A 19,326-nucleotide genomic window follows, 5' to 3' on the forward strand; every position below is an offset into this window, starting at 1 on the left:
CGTTGAAAACCAGTGGATGCGAGAAATTTCTTCATGGTTTGCATGGAGCCTGCTATTTTCGGTCATACCCTCCATGTCCTCCCGTAAGCCCGCTTCTTCTCCGTTGGCCGAACTGCCCGAGCCCTTCCGAAAATACGACGTCGGCAACTTCTTTGACGAAATGCTGCAGGCCGACGGCCAGGTCCGCCCCCACTACCGCCATTTCCTCGAGCACTTCGCCAAGGTCAGCCCGGAGGAGTTCGAGGCCAAGCGCAGTGCCGTGGATCTTGCGTTCCTGCGGCAGGGCGTGACCTTCAACGTCTATGGCGATTCGCAGGGCACGGAGCGCATCTTCCCTTTCGACCTCGTGCCACGCATCATTCCCGCCAAGGAGTGGGAACACCTTGAGGCCGGCCTCGTGCAGCGCATCACGGCACTCAACCTCTTCCTCCACGACATCTACCACGAGCAGAACATCATCAAGGACGGCACCATTCCCGCCCACTACGTGATGTCGGCAAAACATTTCCGCCGCGAGTTCATGAATGTGCAGGTGCCGCGTGACATCTACATCCACATCTGCGGCACGGACATCATCCGCGACGACAAGGGCCAATACCTCGTGCTCGAGGACAACGCCCGCTGCCCTTCCGGTGTCAGCTACGTGTTGGAAAACCGCCGCGCGCTCAAACGCACCTTCCCCGAGATCTTCGAGGCTGGCGGCGTTCGCCCGGTTGAAAACTACGCGCAGGAACTCCTCAAAGTCCTCCAACACACCGCGCCCACCGGCGTGGCTGAGCCCACGGTCGCGCTGTTGACGCCCGGGCCTTACAATTCCGCCTACTTCGAACACACCTACCTCGCCCGCCAGATGGGCATCGAAATTGTGGAGGGCCGCGACCTCGTGGTGCGCGACCAGCACGTTTTCATGCGCACGACCAAGGGCCTGAAGCCGGTGCATGTGATCTACCGCCGTATCGACGACGACTTCCTCGACCCCACTGTCTTCCGCCGCGACTCCGCCCTCGGCGTCCCCGGCCTCGTCAACGCCTACCGCGCCGGCAAGGTCTCCCTCGCCAACTCCATTGGTACCGGCGTCGCCGACGACAAGGTGATGTATTACTTCGTTCCCCGGATCATCAAATACTACCTCGACCAAGATCCCATCTTGCCGAACGTGCAGACCTACCTCGCCAGTGAGGACGCCGACCTGAAATACATGGTCGAAAATCTGGACAAGCTCGTGGTCAAGGCCGCCAACGAGGCCGGCGGCTACGGCATGCTCATGGGCCCGCACGCCACCAAGGCCGAGCGCGACGACTTCCGTAAACGCATCCTCGCCGACCCGCGCAACTATATCGGCCAGCCGATGATCTCGCTCTCCCGCCATCCCACGTTCTGCGGCGACGAGGGCTTCGCCGGACGCCACATCGATCTCCGCCCCTTCATTCTCTACGGAGAAAAAACCTCCATCATCCCCGGCGGCCTCACCCGCGTCGCCCTCCGCAAGGGCTCGCTCGTCGTCAACTCCTCGCAGGGCGGCGGCAGCAAGGAAACCTGGGTCCTCTACGGCAACGAATAACCCTCCCCGATCATGCTCTCCCGCGTCGCCAATTCCCTCTACTGGATGAGCCGCTACATCGAGCGCGCTGAAAACACTGCACGCCTCGTGGACGTGAATCTCCAGCTCCTGCTCGACTTCCGCAGCCTGGACGACGAGGCCCTGAAGGCCCACTGGATGCCCATCGTCCAGAGTTCAGGTGACGACGAGCTCTTCCACAGCCAGTATCCCAAGGCCACGGGCAAGACCGTCACCGACTTCCTTGTTTTCAGCCCCAACAACTACAACTCGATCTATTCTTCCATCGGGCAGGCCCGCGAAAACGCCCGCATGGTCCGCGACCAGATCGCCGTCGAGCTCTGGGAGGAGATCAACCGCATCTACCTCTACCTGAATTCGCCCCGTGCCAAGAAGGACTGGCGCGACAGCCCCTCCGACTTCTTCCACACGGTCCGCAACACCTCGCTCCTGCTGCAGGGACTCACCGACGCCACCATCGTGCGCAACGAAGGCTGGTTCTTCATCCAGGCCGGCCGCTACCTCGAGCGGGCCGACAAAACCTCGCGCATCCTCGACGTGCGCCACGCTTCTCTCCCCGCCCGGGGCGCGCCGGGTGCCGCCAGCCAGACCGACGCCCTCGGCTGGTCCGCCGTGCTCCGCTCCTGCAGCGCATGGGACGCCTACAAGGCGCTCCATGGGGCCGAGGTCCAGCCCGCCCTCGTGGCCGAGTTCCTCCTCCTCTCCGACGACTTCCCCCGTTCCGTGCGCTTCTCCGTGCGCCACCTCAACACCGCGCTCCGCCGCATTTCCGGCGTCCATGAGGGCCGCTTCTGCAACAACGCCGAGAAGCTTGCCGGCCGGCTGCTCGCCGAATTGCAGTTCAGCACTGCGGACGACCTCTTCGAGGTCGGCCTGCACAGCTACATCGACGTCCTGCAGGGCAAGCTGAACGCCATCGGCGAGGCCCTCTTCCAAGCCTACATTTTCCAGCCCTTCCAAACCCCCGACGAGAACGAGCTCCGCCAGCAGGAGGAGCAGCAGCAGCAGGCGGGGACATCGGTTGCGAGCTTGCCTTGAGGCAGCCCGCCCGGTCCTATCCGCCCTTTTCGCGCCGACACCGACGCATGAAACTGCACGTCCTCCACCGCACCCGCTTCAAATACGGGGCTAACGTCCACGAAAGCTTCAACGAAGCCCGGCTCCAGCCCACGAGCGCTGGCGCACAGATCTGCCACAGTTTCGTGCTCAAGGTGCTGCCCACGACGCGCCTGTCGCACTACCTCGATTTCAACCTGAACTGCGTCCACCTCTTCGAGATCAACCAGCCGCACAACGAGCTGACGGTCGAGGCCAACTCCGTCGTCACCACCGGCGAAAAACCCGCGCTACCCCCGGAGCTCACCCCCGCACCGATGAGCCGCTTGCCGGAATGCGCGCGACTCGACCGCTGCTACGACTTCCTCCAGTCGAGCACTTACGTCGAGGTTTCCGCCGAACTCTGGCGGCTCGCCATCGACGCCACCGAGGGCCAGACGGACATGTGGCAGGCCGCCCGCGCGATCATGGCGTATGTCCACCGCGAGTTTCACTACCAGAGCGGCGCCACCCACGCGCACACGCACATGCGCGACGTGCTCAAGACTCGCGCCGGCGTTTGTCAGGACTTTGCCCACGTCATGCTCGGCCTCTGCCGCGCATTGAAGATCCCGGCGCGCTACGTCAGCGGTTACCTTTACAACGGCCCCGCCGACCAGCTCAAGGGCGCTCAGGCGAGCCACGCTTGGGTTGAGGTCTACGTGCTCGGCCACGGCTGGTGCGGGCTCGACCCCACCAACAATCGCGCGGCCGACGTTCACTACGTGAAGGTCGCGAATGGCCGGGACTTCGCCGACGTTTCTCCGTTGAAGGGCACTTACCGCGGCACGGCCAAGCGCGAGCTCTTGGTGGACGTGCTCGTCTCGCGCTTGGAAGAATCCGAGCCGACGCCGTCCGCCGCTCCGGCCACCGCAACGGCCGGGTAACTTAGCGGTTCTTGGCCGGCAGTTCGGTCGCGAAGCGCTCCCAACCGTCCACGAGCGCGTGCACCACGGGACTGCCGGTGCGCCACGCCGCTTCGAGCGCGGGGATCATGCCTTGGTATTCCTCGACCATGCTCTCGGCCGCGGTCTGACCGGCTGGGGGCATGGAGAAATTAGAGCCGGTGCGCAGGAAGAGCACGCGTTGAAAATCCACCTTCTTGAGCGCACCCAGCCGCTGCAGCGCGTTGGCAATGCCGTGGTCCTCCATGTTGCTCATCGCACAGACACCCGCACCACTCGTGTAAAGCTTGGTCCAGTCGTCAGCCCACTGCTGCATCCGCGCACCATGCCAGTAACGGCAGGAGCCAAAGCTGTCGCCATAGACAACCGACGGAGGGGCGAGCGCCGCCGGGAAGCCTTTGTAGAGCGCGCGGTGCGCCTTGGCTTCGGGCGTGTCGTGCAACTCGACATTCTTCGTGAGTTCGTAAGCCCATTCGACGAGGTCTGGGTTTAGTTTCCACGCCATGGGTTTCGGCGCCCAGTCGGGGATCACTGGAGTCTTGAGCGGCGTCTTGTTGCCGAGCGCCATAATACCGTACGGCCAGTCGGCCGGTGCTTCGCGGCTGTCGATTTCGTAGGCGATGTCACCGTCGATCACATGCCGCGCCCAGGCCGCGCTGCCCTCGGTGGCGACATGCGGGCTCACGCCCGCGATGCCATTAACGAGCCAGTAGGTTTGCGAAAGGTCGAAGCGGGGATCGAGCCCCAGCGCCAGGATCTGCAGGCCGGCACGCACCGTGGTGCCGGAGACCACGCCGAAAACACCCCGCTCGTTGTAGCGCACCGGCGCATCGAGTCCCGGCACGATGAGCGACTTGTCGAGCTTCTCGCGCTCGACCCAGAATTGAAACTCGCCGGGCTTGTCGCCTGAGTCCAATCCGATCTCAAAGGTCGAAACGACGATGACTTTCGGGCGAATGAGTTCGGCGGCGCGCTGCACGGTGACAGAAAAAAGAAGCAGGAGGAACCAGCGGGATGAGACCATGGTTCACCTCAGCAGCCGATATGCCAGTGAACGGCCCTTAAACCTTAGTCTTGAAGTAGGCGATGGTCTTCCTGAGACCTTCGGCGAGCGGGACCTTGGGCTCCCATTTGAGGTACTTCCGGGCGAGCGTGATATCGGGCTGGCGCTGCTTCGGATCGTCGGTCGGCAGCGGCTTATGCACGATCTTCGATTTGCTCTTCGTGAGCTTCAGCACGTTCTGCGCAAGCTCGAGCATCGTGAACTCGCCGGGATTGCCGATGTTCACCGGACCGACGGTCTCGTTCTGGTTCATCAGGCGGATAAACCCCTCGATCAGATCGTCCACGTAGCAGAAGGAACGCGTCTGTTTGCCGTCTCCGTAAATGGTTAGGTTTTCGCCCTTGAGCGCCTGCACGATGAAATTCGAGACGACGCGGCCGTCGTTCGGATGCATGCGCGGACCGTAGGTGTTGAAGATGCGGACGATGCGGATATCCACCTTGTTCTCGCGGTGGTAGTCGAAGAAGAGAGTCTCCGCTACGCGCTTGCCCTCGTCGTAGCAGGAGCGGCGGCCGATGGGATTCACGTTGCCCCAGTAGCTCTCAGGCTGCGGGTGAACCGAGGGATCACCATAGACCTCCGAAGTGCTCGCCTGAAAAACGCGCGCCCGCACGCGCTTGGCGAGGCCGAGACAGTTGATCGCCCCCATGACCGAGGTCTTCGTGGTTTTGATGGGGTTGTATTGGTAGTGCGGCGGCGAGGCCGGGCAGGCGAGGTTGTAGATCTGGTCCACCTCGTATTTGAAGGGATCGATCACATCGTGGCGCACCAGTTCGAAGTCAGGGCGCCCGAGCAGATGGGCGATGTTGGCCTTCGCCCCGGTGAAGAAGTTGTCGAGGCAGATGACCTCATGGCCGTCCTTCAGCAGACGGTCGCAGAGATGAGAACCAAGGAAGCCGGCTCCGCCGGTGACGAGGATACGCATGGAGAGGTGCTGGGACGATATGGCCGGAGGGCGCTTTGGCGAGTCCGCATCAGCCGGACGCCTCGCCCGCCTCGTAGCGCGAGATCCACGCCTTGCTCCAGGCGGCGAAGTCGCCGGCCTCAATGCGGGCGCGGGCTTGCGCGACAAGATCGAGGTAGAAATGCAGGTTGTGGATGGTAAGCAACGTGCTCGCTAGGATCTCGTTGGCCATCACGAGATGACGCAGGTAGGCGCGGCTGAACTGGCGGCAGGTGTAGTTGTCCAGTCCTTCGACCAGTGGGCTTGAATCAGCGCGGTAGCGCTCGTTGCGCAGATTGATCATGCCATCAGGCGTGAAGGCCGCGCCGTTGCGCGAGACGCGCGTCGGGTGCACGCAATCGAACATATCCACGCCCAACCCGATCATCTTCAAGATCTGCGATGGTGTGCCAAGGCCCATGGTGTAGCGGGGTTTGCCCGCCGGCATGAAAGGGGTGGTCGCGGCCACCTGCTTGAGCATCTCGGGCTCGGGTTCACCCACGCTCACGCCGCCGACAGCGTAGCCGGGAAAATCCAACTCCGCCAGCGACTCGGCCGCCTCACGGCGCAGGTCATCGTAGGTCGAACCCTGCGCGATGGCGAAGACGTGATGCCCACCCGCGAGAAACCCGTTGTCCGTGGCGATCTGCTTGCAGAGTTTGGCCCAGCGGTAGCTGCGATCCACGGCCGCACGGCATTCGTCCCGTGTGCAAGGCCACGGTGGACACTCGTCGATCACCATGGCGATGTCGGAGCCAAGATTAGCCTGGATGGTCATGACCTCGCGGGGCCCCAGGAACAGTTTCGCACCGTCAAGGTGCGATTGAAACGCGATGCCGTCGTCCTGGATGTTACGCAGCTTTGAAAGACTGAAGACTTGGAAGCCGCCACTGTCGGTGAGGATCGGACCGTCCCAGCCCATGAACTTGTGCAAGCCGCCCATGTCGCGCACGAGCTCGGAGCCCGGGCGCAGGTTGAGGTGGTAGGTGTTGCCAAGAATGATCTGAGCGCCGACCTCCCGCAGCTGAACGGGTGTGACCGCTTTGACCGTGCCTTGGGTGCCGACGGGCATGAAGATCGGCGTCTCGATCACCCCGTGCAAAGTCTGCAACCGGCCGCGGCGGGCGGCGGTGGCTGTGTCGGTCTTCAACAACTGAAAGTGGCTGGGCATTTTGAAGGCTCACGCTGTCGGCAGACTTGACCCTCTGTCAATGGCTGGGTAGGTTTACAAAAAGTGCTGCTAGTCATCGACAACTACGATTCCTTCACGTTCAACTTGGTCCAATATTTTGGGCAGTTGGGCGTAAACATGCGGGTCTTCCGTAACGACGAGCTCACGCCCGCCGACGCTGAGCGCCTCAACCCGGACCGCGTGCTGATTTCGCCCGGGCCCTGCTCGCCGTCCGAAGCCGGTGCAAGTCTCGACATCATAAAGACTTTTGCCGGCAAGAGGCCGGTGCTTGGCGTGTGTCTCGGCCACCAGTCCATCGGCCAACTTTTCGGTGGGAAAGTCATTCGCGCGCCGATGCAAATGCACGGCAAGCTCTCGCCCATTCAACACGGCGGACGGGGCGTTTTCAAAGGCCTGCCCTCCCCCTTCACGGCCACCCGTTACCACTCGCTGATTGTCGAGCGGTCCACGCTGCCGGAATGCCTCGAAATCACGGCCGAAACCGCCGATGGTGTGATCATGGGCCTGCAGCATAAACAATTCTCGGTCCACGGTGTCCAATTTCACCCCGAATCCATCGCCACCGAAGGAGGCATGCAGATTCTCAAAAACTTCCTCGCCCTGAACTGAACCCATGCGCTGCCCCAAGTGCACCTCCATTGAAGACAAGGTGATCGACTCCCGCATCGCCCGCGACGGCAATTCCATCCGCCGCCGCCGCGAATGCCTGGAATGCGGCCATCGCTTCACAACCAACGAGGAGTTCGTCCGCGACACCCTCGTCGTCGTCAAGCGCGACGGCCGGCAGGAACCCTTCCTCCGCGAAAAACTCATCGGTGCCATCCGCGCCGCCTGCCACAAACGCCCGATCGACAACGAGCAGATCACCATGCTGGTCGAGGACGTGATCGATGCCGTCGAGGCGCGCTACGACAGCCAGGTGCCGACCCAGGCCATTGGCGAACATGTCATGCAGCGTCTCCGCAAGATGGACCAGGTCGCCTATGTCCGCTTCGCCTCGGTGTATAAGGAATTCCGCGACGTGTCGGAGTTCGTCCACGAAATCAGCAGTCTTGCGCCCGGCGCGTCCGGCGTTACACCGAAGCCCAAGAAATGACGCGCTCCCCGCAACTGCGCCGGCTGCACTTCCTCAACGCCCTTTTCGCCCCGCTCACCGGGCACGACCTTTATCTGGCGCAACAGATCGACGACGCCATCAGCTCCTCGCTCGGCGAGGCCGAGCAGCGAACGCCGAACGATCCGGCCTTCATTGCCGCCGCCGCCCGCCTGCTGGAGAAACTCTGCGCCGCGCGCACCATGCATGGTTTTTTCCATTGGGACGCCGGCGCCGACGACACAGCCGCCGAGCCGCTCTTCGCCCGCGCCGGCCTGATGCAGGGACTCAAGCAGCTCGCCGTTTTTCCGGAATCCACGCTGCTTGTCACGAATCTGCGCTCCGCCCATTGCCCGCCCGACCGCCGCTGGACCGACCGGCGCCAGCGCGATTACGACGATTCGCTCGCCCTGATCCGCAACCTTGCCGCCGCCCGCACCCGCCGCAGCGCGAACCTGAATCTGCTCTTCCTGTGAGCAAATCGATCTTCCAGAAAATCATCGACCGCGAGATCCCCGCGAAACTCGCACACGAGGACGACCTCTGCATCGCCATCCACGATATCAGTCCGCAAGCCCCCGTGCATGTGCTGGTGATTCCAAAGAAATTGATTCCCCGTGTGAACGAAGCGACTGCCGCCGACCAGGCGACACTCGGCCACCTGCTTCTCACCGCCGCCGCACTGGCCAAGAAGCTGGGCGTCGCCGAGACCGGTTACCGCCTCGTCATCAACAACGGACGCGATGGCGGCGAATCCGTGCCGCATCTCCATGTCCATCTGCTTGGCCAGCGGCCCCTTGCCTGGCCTCCGGGTTGACCAAGAGGGTTGAAACCGGCGGGAACATCGGGCGTCTAGTGCGGGTCTGGAATCCAGACCTTGATACCTATGAACACCTATCGTCACTTTACCGCTGCAGCCGCTGGCTCGACCTTGCTGCTCAGCACGTTCTTCAATTCCGGTTGCACCACGGACGGTTCGAACACCGAGCGCGGTGCCATCGGCGGAGCAGTCGCCGGAGCCATCATCGGCGGCATTATCGGCCACCAGTCCGGCGACTCCGAAAAAGGCATGGCCGCCGGTGCAGCCACCGGGGCCATCATCGGCGGCGTGGCGGGCAACCGCCAGGACCGACGCATCTCGGAGATTCAATACGAGCGCCGCATCGCCGAGGAGGCCCTAGCCAAGGAGCGCGCCCAGGAAGACGCCCAACGCCAACGCATGATCGCGCAGGGCAAGGCGGTGGAAGATCAGGAAATTCTCGCCGCCCGCCAGCGTGCCGAAGCCGCCGAGGCCGAGGTTGCCCGCCTGAAGGCCGAGGAGGCCGCTGCCCTCAAGAAAGCCAAGCAGCTTGAGGAGTTCCGCGCGCGCGAAGCCGCCGCCAAGGCCGAAGCCGACCGCATCCGCAACGGCGGCACCTGAACCCAAATCCAGTCTGTTGTTCGCATGCTCCCGCGCATTATCGCGGGAGCTTTTTTATGACCGCGTCACGAGTTCCGTGCCTCAAAGGAGCCGTCGGCCCGCTTCTGCACGAGCTTCTTCAGCTCCAGCATCATCAAGGCAGACGACAGCTCCGATGCCGGCAGTGCTGTTGCTACGGACAAGGAGTCTATACCGAGAATCGCACCTCCGCAGAATGCATCCAGCACGCGGCGTTCCTTCTCGTCGAGCTGCGGCATTAGCTTTTCCAGCATGCTAGGCTTGCCTTCCTCCCGTACGGGCTGCGGGCGCAACCCGTCGAGGTAATTCAACTCCGACAGGATGTCATCCACGCCCGTGAGCAGCGTCGCGCCATCGCGGATGAGTTGGTGGCAGCCGTGGCTGGTTGCCTGGTCAATGCGGCCGGGCACGGCAAAGATCAGCCGCCCCTGCTCACCCGCAAACCGGGCGGTGATCATGGCACCGCCGGAAACGTCGCTCTCCACCACCACGATCGCCTCGCTGATGCCGGAGACGATGCGATTGCGCATGGCGAAGGACTGCTTGTCGGCCTTTCGTCCGAACGGAAACTCCGTAAGGATCGCCCCGGTCTCGGCGATCTTTCGGTATAGTCCGAGATTCTCCGACGGGTAGATGATGTCGATGCCGGTGCCTAGCACCGCCGCCGTCTTTCCGCCGACCGACAGCGCCCCTTCGTGTGCTGCGGTATCTATACCCCGGGCGAGGCCGCTCACCACGCAGAAGCCAAGGCGCGCCAACTCGGCGCCGAGTTTCTTCGCCACGGACTGGCCGTAGAGCGTCGTGCGCCGGCTGCCCACGATGGCGACGCACGGCTGCTCGAACAGGTAACCGCCCTTGCGGTAGAGACCGATGGGCGGATCATGGATTTCCTTCAGCATCCTCGGGTAGCCTACATCTCGCGTGGTGATGAAAACCGCACCGGCCTGCGCGAGTCGTTCCTCCTCCCGCGGCAGATCGAAATGTGTGCGCCAGTTCTGCAGCGACGCGCTGGTCTCGGGACCGACACCACGCACGGATTCGAGCCGGCGTTTGTCTGAACCGAGAATTGCGCAGGGGTCGCCGCCGAACTCGGTGAGCAAGCGGTTGAGCGTGATGGGGCCGATGTTGGGCAGGTCGTTCAGCACCATGAACGCCTGTCGCTCGGAGGGGGTGTCTGGCATGTCAGGAAATGAGCGCCGGCCCGAGCTGCTCGAGGATTTCCGAAAGCTCTACGGCCACCTGCCCCCGGGTGCGAGCCAACAAATCGGCCGCGCGTCCATGCCAAACCGTGCCCCGGCAGGCCGCCAGCAACGGATCTCCGGGAGCTTGCGCCAGCAAGCCGCCGATCAATCCCGCCAGAATGTCCCCGCTCCCTCCGCGCGCCAGCACCGGCCCGCCGAATGGACTGTGATAGATCGTGTTACCGTCCGTGATCCGGGTCATGGGCCCCTTGAGCACCAGCACGCCACGGGGCGCGGTGAACTTTTCATCCGCGAATAGCCGCGGGCCTATCCGTTGGAACTCCCCCGCATGCGGAGTGCAGACAAAGGCCTGGTTTCTGATTCCCGCCACCACCTCGGCGCGCAGCGCATCCGCGTCGAGTACCAGCGGCACCGAGGAGTCGGCTGCAAGATTCGCCACCCAGCCGATGGTTTCGCTTTCCGCGCCCAGTCCCGGACCGACGAGCAGGGCGGTTGCACGGGACAACCGCTCGCGGATCAAAGCCACTGTCCCAGCGGCCATGCTGCCAGCAGTAGTCTCGGGACACCCCACCCACATCGCCTCTGGATGCCGGGCCGCATACTCGGGCGCAAGGCGCTCAGGCACATATGCCGTCACCAAGCCGACACCGCTGCGCAAGGCCGCCCGCACCGACAGCACCACGGCCCCGGGATAGCTACGCGAGCCGCCAACGACCAGCAGATGCCCGAAGGTGCGTTTGTCGGATTGCGCTGGCCGCAGCACACCCAGCGGCCCCAAACCAGCCTTCGTGAGCACTCGCTCCTTGGTTCCACCCGGTTCACCGAGCGCGAAAAATCCCAGATCGAGATACCGCAGTCGTCCGACGCTGGTGGTGGCTTGCGCGGAAAAAACCGGCTGCTTCACGATTCCGGTGGCGTAGGTGAAATCGGCCCGGAAGATCGTATCTGCGTTTGTCTCCGCGACGCCGCTAGGAAGGTCCACGGCGGCTCTGAGCCGGATGCCACGGTGCTCGTTCACGGCGGTGAGTAATGCCCGGCTCGCGGCATCCATCGGCGCACGGAACTGAAAACCGTAAATTCCATCGAGACAAAGCGCGTAGCGCTGCTCCGGTGCCAGTGCCTGTTCCGCCGGCATCATCTCCACCCGGCCGGCGGCATCGCACCGCACCCAATCCAAGGAGCGGCCGGCCAGCGGACGCAGGGCTTTATCACCAAAACACAACACCACGACGGCGCGCGCCTCGGGTCGGTCCGACAAGAGCGCCCGCGCCGCCAAAAGCGCATCGCCGCCATTGTGTCCCTTGCCCGCCAGAACCAGCAAACGGGCGTCTTCGGGCATACCGCCGATCTCACGATAATCCCCAGCCACCGCCTCGGCCAAGGCCACGCCGGCACGCTGCATGGCGGCCCACTCGGCGGTCTCGTCGGGCAACAGGTTCTTTTCCCAGGCCTTCGCCTCGGCACAACTGAGGACCGGGTGGGAAGGCACGCGATCCACGGGTGCTCCTTAATGCTTCACCAAGGCTGCGACCGCCATGGCATGGCTCTCGGTGTGAGAAAGCGTCAGCATCACATGCGTCGCCCCGACCTGGGTGAGCAGCACCTGGGCCTTGGCATCGAGTCGGGCCAGCGGTTCATGGCGTGAACCGTGGTAAACCGAGACGGAGGTCCATTCGAGATGTTCCCCGATGCCGGTGGTGAAACACTTGGACACGGCCTCCTTCGCCGCCCAGCGCGCGGCATAGTGCTTGTGCGGGTGTTTGAGCGAGTCGCAGTAGGCGCGCTCCTCGTCGGTAAAAACACGCTTGAGGAAGCGCTCGCCGTGTTTTTCCAGCACGGTCCTGATCCGATCGGTCTCGATGAGATCGCAGCCGAGTCCGATGAGAATACCGCCCGGAGGAAGGGTGAGGCTCATGGATTCATGAGGGCCTTCATCGTGCGCACCGCTTCGTCGATACCGGTGAACAGGGCACGGCTGATGATACTGTGGCCGATGTTGAGCTCGTGCAGATGTGGAATCGTGCGCACTTCGGTGATGTTGACGTAGTTGATGCCGTGACCGGCATTGACCACGAGCCCCAGTTGGTGGCCCATAATTGCACCGGCCATCAAGCGGGCAAACTCACGTGCGCGTTCCGGGTTGTGGTAGGCGTTGGCGTAGGCGCCGGTATGCAGCTCGATCCACGGCGCTTTCAGTTTAGCCGACATCTCGATTTGCTCGGGATCAGGATCGATAAAGAGACTGGTCTTGATGCCGGCCGCGTTCATGGCATCGGTCACGCGCGCGACCTTTTCGCGGTGTTTCACCACGTCGAGCCCACCTTCGGTGGTAATCTCCTCGCGGCTCTCGGGCACGAGGCACACGGAGTGAGGTCGCAATTTAAGGGCTAGTTCCGTCATGGCCGAGGTGCAGGCCATCTCGAGATTGAGCCGCGTCGATTTGGAAGCCGCCAGAAGGCTAACGTCCTCATCCTGGATGTGGCGACGGTCCTCCCGCAGGTGCACTGTGATGCCGTCGGCCCCGGCTTTTTCACAGAGTCCGGCAAGCGCGACCGGATCGGGCTCAATCAATCCGCCAAAACCGGCCTGCACCTGCCGATAGCGAGCCTGGCGGAGGGTTGCGGCATGGTCGATGTTGACGCCGAGGAGAATCATGAGGGGAAGGTTGACCATTAAGGCCGAGGCACTTCTGCTTGGCAAAAGCGAAATGACCGCCTCCGCCGCCACACCGCCGCCGAAAGAAAACCTGCTGCTGAACCTCGCCTGCAACGTTGCGGCACCGGCGATCATCCTCTCCAAGCTCACCGAACAGCTGGGGGCGCGGAACGCGCTGATCACCGCCCTCGCATTTCCGCTGGCCTATGGCGCCTACGACCTGGTGCGACGCCGGACTTTCAACTTCCTGTCGGCACTCGGATTTACGAGCACGTTGGCCACGGGTGGATTGGGACTGTTGAAACTTGAACCTTTCTGGTTCGCAGTGAAAGAAGCGGTGGTGCCCACGCTCATCGGCCTGACCGTGCTGGTCTCGCAGTGGACGAAACGTCCGCTGGTGCGCACGATGATGTTCAACGATCAGGTGATTAACGTGCCGCGGGTCGAGGCTGCTCTGGATGAGCGCAACCAACGTCCGGCTTTCCTTAGTCTCCTCAAAACTTCCTCGTGGCTGCTCGCTGGCTCGTTCGCCCTGAGCGCGGTGCTGAACTTTGTGCTCGCCCGCATCATCATCACCGCAATGCCGGAGACCGCCGAATTCAACGCGCAACTCGGACGACTGACCTGGCTAAGCTACATCGTGATCATGGTGCCGAGCATGGTGATCATGATTTATGCGCTCTGGCGACTGATCAAGGGACTGGAATCCCTCAGCGGGCTAACGCTAGACGAGATTCTGCACCAGCAGCCGCCACCGGAAAAGAAATAGGGCGGGATTATATATCCCGCCCCGTTGTTGAAGCTCAGCCACGCTTGCCAATCGGCACGTAATCCCGCTTGACCGGTCCGACATAAACCTGACGGGGACGGTAGATGCGGCCCTTCGGGTTGGATGCGACTTCTTTCCAGTTGGCGATCCAGCCAGGAGAACGACCGATGGCGAACATCGTCGTGAAGAGCTCCGTGGGGATGCCGAGCGCCCGCATAATGATGCCCGAGTAGAAATCGACGTTGGGATATAGCTTCCGGGACAGGAAGTACTCGTCATTCAACGCGGAGTGCTCAAGGCGCTTGGCGATGTCCAAGAGCGGGTCGGTCTTGCCAAGCTTGTTGAGCACCACATCGCAAGCATGCCCGATGATGCGGGCGCGGGGATCATAGTTGCGATAAACCGCATGGCCAAAGCCCATCAGGCGATTGGCTTTGGAGCCGGACTTGGCTGCCGCAATAAAGCGGGTGCCGTCGTCTCCTTCGTCGTGGATCGCCTGCAACATCTGCATCACCGCGGTGTTGGCGCCGCCATGCAGAGGGCCGGAAAGCGCACAAATACCCGCGGCCAGCGACGTAAAGAGATTCGCACCGCTTGAGCCGACCATGCGAACGGTCGAAGTGCTGCAGTTTTGTTCGTGGTCGGCGTGGAGCAGGAGAATGAGGTTCAGCGCGCGAGTAACCTCCGGAATCGCGGCATACTCCTTGTAAGGCTCCGAGAACATCAGGTGCAGGAAATTGTCGCAGAATGGCACATCCTTCGGATAATTGAAGGGCAAGCCATGGCGATAACGGTAGATGCCGGCGACGATCGTGCGGATCTTCGATATCGCCATGGCGGCAGTCAGATCGAAGTTCGCGAGATCCTTCTCAAAATTATTGGTCGCGAGGTGCGGGTAGTAGGCGGCGAGCGAACTCACGATGGACGTGAGCATGCCCATCGGCGGGGCTCCGCGCGGGAAGCCATCGAATATCCGCATCATCTGGGTGTCGATGGCTGCGTTCTCGCGCAGCATCGTGCCGAAGCGCTTGCGCTGCTCGGGCGAAGGCAGTTCGCCATAGATGACGAGATAGGCGGTCTCTACAAATTCCGACTGCTCGGCCAGCTGCTCAATTGGGTAACCCCGATGACGCAAAATACCATTATCACCGTCCAAGTAGGTGATCTGGCTCTCGCAAGAGCCAGTGTTGCCATAGCCCTGGTCGTAAAAGAGGTAGCCGGTGTCCTTGCGGAGATTGCGCGCATCGATGGCCTTTTCCCCCTCTGAGCCGTTGATCACGGGGTAGGAAATCTCTTTGTCGTCAATCTTGATGAGGGCGGTGGTAGGCATGGCGGGGTAAGTATCGGAGAAAAGCAGAATTCGGGCCTGATGCAAAGCAAAGCGATTGTCCCCACCCTGTCATCGGACAGTCATTAGCCGCCCAGCGCCTGGCCTTAGAAAAAATAAAGGCGGGCCGTGCTGGCTCAGCGGGCTTGCAAGGATGGAACCGCAAAAGTGTCGGCGGGAAAGTCCTCGTTGACGACAACCTTGTCGAAGCTGATGGCGGTCACATTGCCGTTGGGCGCCTTGTTCACCACTCGCCGAGGGAAACGCACCCCTGCGGTAAGCATCTCGCCTTCTTCACGTATCTCTGTGCCATTTTCCGTAATGGTTTTGACCAGCCGACCGGTTGATTTGTCGAAAAAACGTTGAAACGTTACGCCACCAACGTGGGCAAATACTAGCTTCACACAAGACACGCCATCAACGTCCAACTCGCCACCCAACTGGATTGTGCAGTCCTTGAGCTCGCGGGTGGAATAAAAGCTGAGATTCTCAAGCGTGTTGGCCCGAAGCCGCTTCACTTGCAAAGCATCGAGTAATACCATCTGCCACTGAACCGGGTTCTCCGCATTGATACGCTTCTGCCAAGCGTCGTAGCCATCTAGTGCCGTGACCTCAATCACCTTGGGCCCCCGGAGGGTGATGCGCTGCCGGTAGGGCTTCTGAAAGACGATTTCGGCAGGAATCTTGATATCGCCGGGAGCCTCCATGGTTCCACTGAAGTGGATGCTGGTTATTGCATTCAGTTCGGCCTCGTTGCCCAGGTAGGCGCGGGCCTTTGCGATCCACTTGTCTGGGGTATCAGCCGCGGCGGGTAGCGCACACAAAACGACCGAGACAAAGAATGCGTAAAGGTTTCCGGCTTTCATGCAGGGGTTATGACAGGACAACTTGGCCCCGGTGCCGGAGTTCGCAACGGCATTTTACTCCCACTCGATAGTCGCCGGCGGCTTGGAGCTTATATCCAATACGACTCGGCTGACTCCACGGACCTCGTTGGTAATCCGGCTTGAAATTTTCTGGAGCAAGTCGTGAGGAATTTTAGCCCAGTCTGCCGTCATGGCATCAGTGCTCTCGACGATGCGAAGCGCGATCACGTAATCATAGGTTCGTTCATCGCCGAAAACCCCCACTGTCTTCACCGGCAGAAAAACCGCGAAGGACTGCCACACCTTCCAGTACAATCCGGACTTCATCATTTCCTCCTGTAGCACGGCGTCGGCATTGCGAAGGATCTCGAGTTTATCCTTAGTGATGTCCCCCATGACGCGCACGCCCAAACCCGGGCCCGGAAAGGGCTGGCGCCAGACGACCTCACGCGGCAAGCCCAAGGCTTCGCCCACCCGGCGGACTTCATCCTTGAAGAGTTCCCGCAGCGGTTCGACCAGTTTGAGCTTCATGCGCTCAGGCAGGCCACCAACATTGTGGTGGGTTTTGATCAGCGAGGCCGGGTTCCCCTGGATTGAGACCGACTCAATGACGTCGGGATACAACGTTCCCTGTCCGAGAAACTCGGCAGTTCGGCCGATTTTCTTAAGAGTTCTCTCGAAAACTTCGACAAATGTGCGGCCAATGATCTTGCGCTTGGTCTCGGGGTCGGAGACGCCCTTGAGGCGCTTGAGGAATAAGGCCGAAGCATCAACGACACGGAGGTCGATGTTGAAGTGTTTGCCATACAGTTCACGGACGTAGTCCCTCTCGCCCTTACGCAGCAGGCCGTTGTCAACGAAGACGCAAGTCAGTTGGCTGCCAATGGCCTTGTGGAGCAGCGCAGCGGCTACGGAGGAATCGACACCCCCGGAAAGACCAAGCAGCACGCGTCCCTTGCCGACCTTGGCACGGATATCGGCCACCGAGTGGGCAATAAAGTCTTTGGTCGTCCAATCCTGTTTCGCACGGCAGACCCCCACGAGAAAGTTTCGGATAATATCCACACCGCGCTCGGTATGGAATACCTCAGGATGAAACTGGATACCATAGAAACCGCGCTTCGCATCTTCGATTGCGGAATACGGAGAATTTTCCGAGGTGCCAACAGCAACGAAGCCGGGTGGAAGCTTGGCCAGTTTGTCGCCATGTGAGTTCCAAATACGCAGTTTCTTTGGCAAGCCTTGGAAGAGCTTTCCGGGCTTTTTGATGGTGAGATGGCCGTGACCGTATTCACGCGCCTTGCTGTGTTCTACCCTACCGCCAAGGAAGTGCCCCATGAGTTGCACGCCATAACAAATACCCAGCACCGGCACACCGAGTTGGAAAATTTCCGCATCTGGGTGCGGTGCACTCTTGGAATATACGCTCTGCGGACCGCCGGAAAGAATAACGCCAACAACTCCGTCCTCGCGAAGCTTTGCGGCTGGTGTCCCGAAGTGGTAAATCTTCGAGTAGACTTGGGACTCGCGAATTCGACGCGCGATTACCTGCGTCAGCTGTGAACCAAAATCCAAGACGGCGATTGTCTGTGCCATGCGAAGTTATGAGTCCCGCGTTGGGAGTGAATCAATCCGAATTCGTGTAGAAACTCTCACTGTACTATACTTCCCATCCGGGGAATTTCGCAAAATCAGCAGAGCACCGATTCCGCAAACGGCATACGCACTCTATATTTGATTCGGCACGATTATCTAAATCAGAGCTCTTTTAGAGCATTTCATTCATGATCTTGGGAGAGTTAATGCGCTCCCATAAATGTTTCCTGCCATTCAGATTGAAGTACCGGCATGCCACGAGTTGCGTCAAACCCTACAATACCTCGAATTTGCAGCTATTGAGTTACGAGGAGAACTTCAACTAGTCAGAAGAACAGAATCCGGACAAAAAAGAGGCCCGGTCTGTCTTTCGACAAACCGGGCCATAAACCTGGCAACGACCTACTCTCGCGGGACCTATCGTCCTACTACCATTGGCTGCTCGGGGCTTAACGGCCGTGTTCGGGATGGGAACGGGTGGAACCCCCGGCATGTGGTCACCAGGAAGGGAAACTCACGGCAGAGCCGGAGTAATTGGAAAAAGTTCAGACAAAGAACACGTGGTAAGGAGGTGAAATAAACGCCTAGAAACTGAGATCTGCATAAACCGGCAAGGTCATTAGTAGCAGTAAACTGAACGTATTACTACGCTTGCATTTCTGCCCTATCAACCGGGTGGTCTACCCGGACCTTGCACCGTCTTGCGACGGATTGTGATCTTATCTTGGGATGAGCTTGGCGCTTAGATGCTTTCAGCGCTTATCTCTTCCGCACATAGCTACCCGGCGCTGCCCCTGACGGGACAACCGGAACACCAGAGGTGCGTCATTCTCGGTCCTCTCGTACTAGAGAATGAACCCCTCAAATCACAAACGCCCACAGCGGATAGAGGACCGAACTGTCTCACGACGTTCTGAACCCAGCTCGCGTACCACTTTAACCGGCGAACAGCCGGACCCTTGGGACCTTCTCCAGCCCCAGGATGTGATGAGCCGACATCGAGGTGCCAAACCGCGCCGTCGCTGTGAACGCTTGGGCGCGATCAGCCTGTTATCCCTAGCGTACCTTTTGTCCTATGAGCGATGGCGATTCCACATTCAACCACCGGATCACTTGAACCTGCTTTCGCAACTGCTCGACTTGTTGGTCTCACAGTAAAGCTCCCTTATACTCATGCGCTCTGTAGCCCGATTACCGACCGGGCTGAGGGAACCTTCGTAATCCTCCGTTACTCTTTGGGAGGATTCCGCCCCAGAAAAACTGACCTGCTATCACTGTCCCACGGCCGGATGACGGCACGAGGTTAGACGCCTAACAATTAAAAACTGGTATTTCATATTACGACTCGGCCCGCCCCTGGAGGCAGGCTTCACAGTCTCCCAGCTATGCTACGTATTAAAAATCAAGCGACAATAACAGCTTACAGTAAAGGTGCATAGGGTCTTTCCGTCCTGCTGCGGGTAGGCGGCATCTTCACCGCCACTACAATTTCACTGGGCCTCTCTCCGAGACAGTTGTCAACTCGTTACACGATTCGTGCGGGTCGGAACTTACCCGACAAGGAATTTCGCTACCTTAGGACCGTTATAGTTACGGCCGACAT

Annotated in this window: 19 protein-coding genes and 2 rRNA genes (1 of these 21 only partly in view); 9 read left to right on the top strand and 12 right to left on the bottom strand. The window is 60.8% G+C overall.

Going from position 1 to position 19,326, the window contains the following annotated elements:
* Positions 1-73 precede the first annotated feature (73 nt).
* From ESB00_RS15745 to ESB00_RS15755, 3 genes are read left to right on the top strand one after another with little or no spacing between them, the layout of a single operon-like run.
* Positions 74-1,561 carry a circularly permuted type 2 ATP-grasp protein gene (locus ESB00_RS15745; RefSeq protein WP_179954391.1) on the top strand — a complete coding sequence of 496 codons (1,488 nt, stop codon included), beginning with the start codon at positions 74-76 and terminating at the stop codon, positions 1,559-1,561.
* A gap of 12 nt (positions 1,562-1,573) precedes the next feature.
* The gene (locus tag ESB00_RS15750) at positions 1,574-2,617 is read left to right on the top strand and encodes an alpha-E domain-containing protein (protein WP_129048748.1); all 1,044 of its coding nucleotides are present in this window, start codon (positions 1,574-1,576) and stop codon (positions 2,615-2,617) included.
* A 47-nt stretch (positions 2,618-2,664) separates the two neighbouring features.
* Positions 2,665-3,561, top strand: coding sequence for a transglutaminase family protein (locus ESB00_RS15755; RefSeq protein ID WP_129048749.1), 897 nt, complete (start codon positions 2,665-2,667; stop codon positions 3,559-3,561).
* A gap of 1 nt (position 3,562) precedes the next feature.
* Here ESB00_RS15755 and ESB00_RS15760 read toward each other — a convergent pair whose 3' ends face one another.
* Genes ESB00_RS15760 through tgt form a run of 3 tightly spaced genes read right to left on the bottom strand, consistent with a single transcriptional unit; the run spans position 3,563 to position 6,756 of the window.
* Entirely contained in the window at positions 3,563-4,603 is a 1,041-nt protein-coding gene (locus ESB00_RS15760; protein ID WP_129048750.1) for a purine-nucleoside phosphorylase, read from the bottom strand.
* 37 nt (positions 4,604-4,640) lie between these two features.
* Positions 4,641-5,567 (bottom strand): UDP-glucuronic acid decarboxylase family protein, encoded by a 927-nt coding sequence (locus ESB00_RS15765; RefSeq protein WP_129048751.1) that lies wholly within the window; start codon positions 5,565-5,567, stop codon positions 4,641-4,643.
* A 49-nt stretch (positions 5,568-5,616) separates the two neighbouring features.
* Positions 5,617-6,756, bottom strand: a complete 1,140-nt coding sequence (gene tgt / locus ESB00_RS15770) for a tRNA guanosine(34) transglycosylase Tgt (RefSeq protein WP_129048752.1) — start codon at positions 6,754-6,756, stop codon at positions 5,617-5,619.
* A gap of 63 nt (positions 6,757-6,819) precedes the next feature.
* Between tgt and ESB00_RS15775 the strand changes: the two genes are divergently transcribed.
* The 5 genes from ESB00_RS15775 (at position 6,820) to ESB00_RS15790 (ending at position 9,290) form a co-directional block, all read left to right on the top strand.
* Positions 6,820-7,386: an anthranilate synthase component II gene (locus ESB00_RS15775; RefSeq protein ID WP_129048753.1), complete on the top strand. Its 567-nt coding sequence runs from the start codon at positions 6,820-6,822 to the stop codon at positions 7,384-7,386.
* Between the two features lie 4 nt (positions 7,387-7,390).
* Positions 7,391-7,873 (top strand): transcriptional regulator NrdR, encoded by a 483-nt coding sequence (gene nrdR / locus ESB00_RS15780; RefSeq protein ID WP_129048754.1) that lies wholly within the window; start codon positions 7,391-7,393, stop codon positions 7,871-7,873.
* Positions 7,870-8,346 carry a hypothetical protein gene (locus ESB00_RS19900; RefSeq protein ID WP_218938770.1) on the top strand — a complete coding sequence of 159 codons (477 nt, stop codon included), beginning with the start codon at positions 7,870-7,872 and terminating at the stop codon, positions 8,344-8,346. Before nrdR ends, ESB00_RS19900 begins: the two co-directional genes overlap by 4 nt.
* On the top strand, positions 8,343-8,687 hold the full coding sequence (locus ESB00_RS19905) for a histidine triad nucleotide-binding protein (RefSeq protein ID WP_218938771.1): 345 nt from the start codon (positions 8,343-8,345) through the stop codon (positions 8,685-8,687). Before ESB00_RS19900 ends, ESB00_RS19905 begins: the two co-directional genes overlap by 4 nt.
* A gap of 69 nt (positions 8,688-8,756) precedes the next feature.
* A complete protein-coding gene (locus ESB00_RS15790; protein ID WP_129048756.1) occupies positions 8,757-9,290 on the top strand; it encodes a YMGG-like glycine zipper-containing protein in 534 nt (177 codons plus the stop codon).
* A 65-nt stretch (positions 9,291-9,355) separates the two neighbouring features.
* On the opposite strand, the gene dprA is transcribed toward ESB00_RS15790, so the two are convergent.
* The 4 genes from dprA to ESB00_RS15810 are packed head-to-tail and all read right to left on the bottom strand — an operon-like array spanning position 9,356 to position 13,165.
* Entirely contained in the window at positions 9,356-10,489 is a 1,134-nt protein-coding gene (dprA, locus tag ESB00_RS15795; RefSeq protein WP_129048757.1) for a DNA-processing protein DprA, read from the bottom strand.
* 1 nt (position 10,490) lies between these two features.
* Positions 10,491-12,008: an NAD(P)H-hydrate dehydratase gene (locus tag ESB00_RS15800; protein ID WP_246026500.1), complete on the bottom strand. Its 1,518-nt coding sequence runs from the start codon at positions 12,006-12,008 to the stop codon at positions 10,491-10,493.
* A 9-nt stretch (positions 12,009-12,017) separates the two neighbouring features.
* Positions 12,018-12,425: a holo-ACP synthase gene (acpS, locus tag ESB00_RS15805; protein WP_129048758.1), complete on the bottom strand. Its 408-nt coding sequence runs from the start codon at positions 12,423-12,425 to the stop codon at positions 12,018-12,020.
* A complete protein-coding gene (locus tag ESB00_RS15810) occupies positions 12,422-13,165 on the bottom strand; it encodes a pyridoxine 5'-phosphate synthase (RefSeq protein WP_129048759.1) in 744 nt (247 codons plus the stop codon). The genes acpS and ESB00_RS15810 overlap by 4 nt, the downstream gene beginning before the upstream one ends.
* Positions 13,166-13,217: 52 nt before the next feature.
* On the opposite strand from ESB00_RS15810, the gene ESB00_RS15815 reads away from it, so the two are divergent.
* Entirely contained in the window at positions 13,218-13,934 is a 717-nt protein-coding gene (locus ESB00_RS15815) for a VC0807 family protein (protein WP_129048760.1), read from the top strand.
* A gap of 34 nt (positions 13,935-13,968) precedes the next feature.
* On the opposite strand, the gene ESB00_RS15820 is transcribed toward ESB00_RS15815, so the two are convergent.
* From ESB00_RS15820 to ESB00_RS15840, 5 genes are all read right to left on the bottom strand, one after another.
* Positions 13,969-15,264, bottom strand: a complete 1,296-nt coding sequence (locus ESB00_RS15820) for a citrate synthase (RefSeq protein ID WP_129048761.1) — start codon at positions 15,262-15,264, stop codon at positions 13,969-13,971.
* A 134-nt stretch (positions 15,265-15,398) separates the two neighbouring features.
* Positions 15,399-16,127, bottom strand: a complete 729-nt coding sequence (locus ESB00_RS15825) for a hypothetical protein (protein ID WP_129048762.1) — start codon at positions 16,125-16,127, stop codon at positions 15,399-15,401.
* 54 nt (positions 16,128-16,181) lie between these two features.
* Positions 16,182-17,723 carry a glutamine-hydrolyzing GMP synthase gene (guaA, locus tag ESB00_RS15830; RefSeq protein WP_129048763.1) on the bottom strand — a complete coding sequence of 514 codons (1,542 nt, stop codon included), beginning with the start codon at positions 17,721-17,723 and terminating at the stop codon, positions 16,182-16,184.
* A 389-nt stretch (positions 17,724-18,112) separates the two neighbouring features.
* Positions 18,113-18,228 (bottom strand): 5S ribosomal RNA (gene rrf / locus ESB00_RS15835).
* Positions 18,229-18,321: 93 nt separating this feature from the next.
* A 23S ribosomal RNA gene (locus ESB00_RS15840) occupies positions 18,322-19,326 on the bottom strand; it runs 1,905 nt beyond the window's last position.

This window comes from Oleiharenicola lentus, assembly GCF_004118375.1.
Classification (GTDB): domain Bacteria; phylum Verrucomicrobiota; class Verrucomicrobiia; order Opitutales; family Opitutaceae; genus Lacunisphaera; species Lacunisphaera lenta.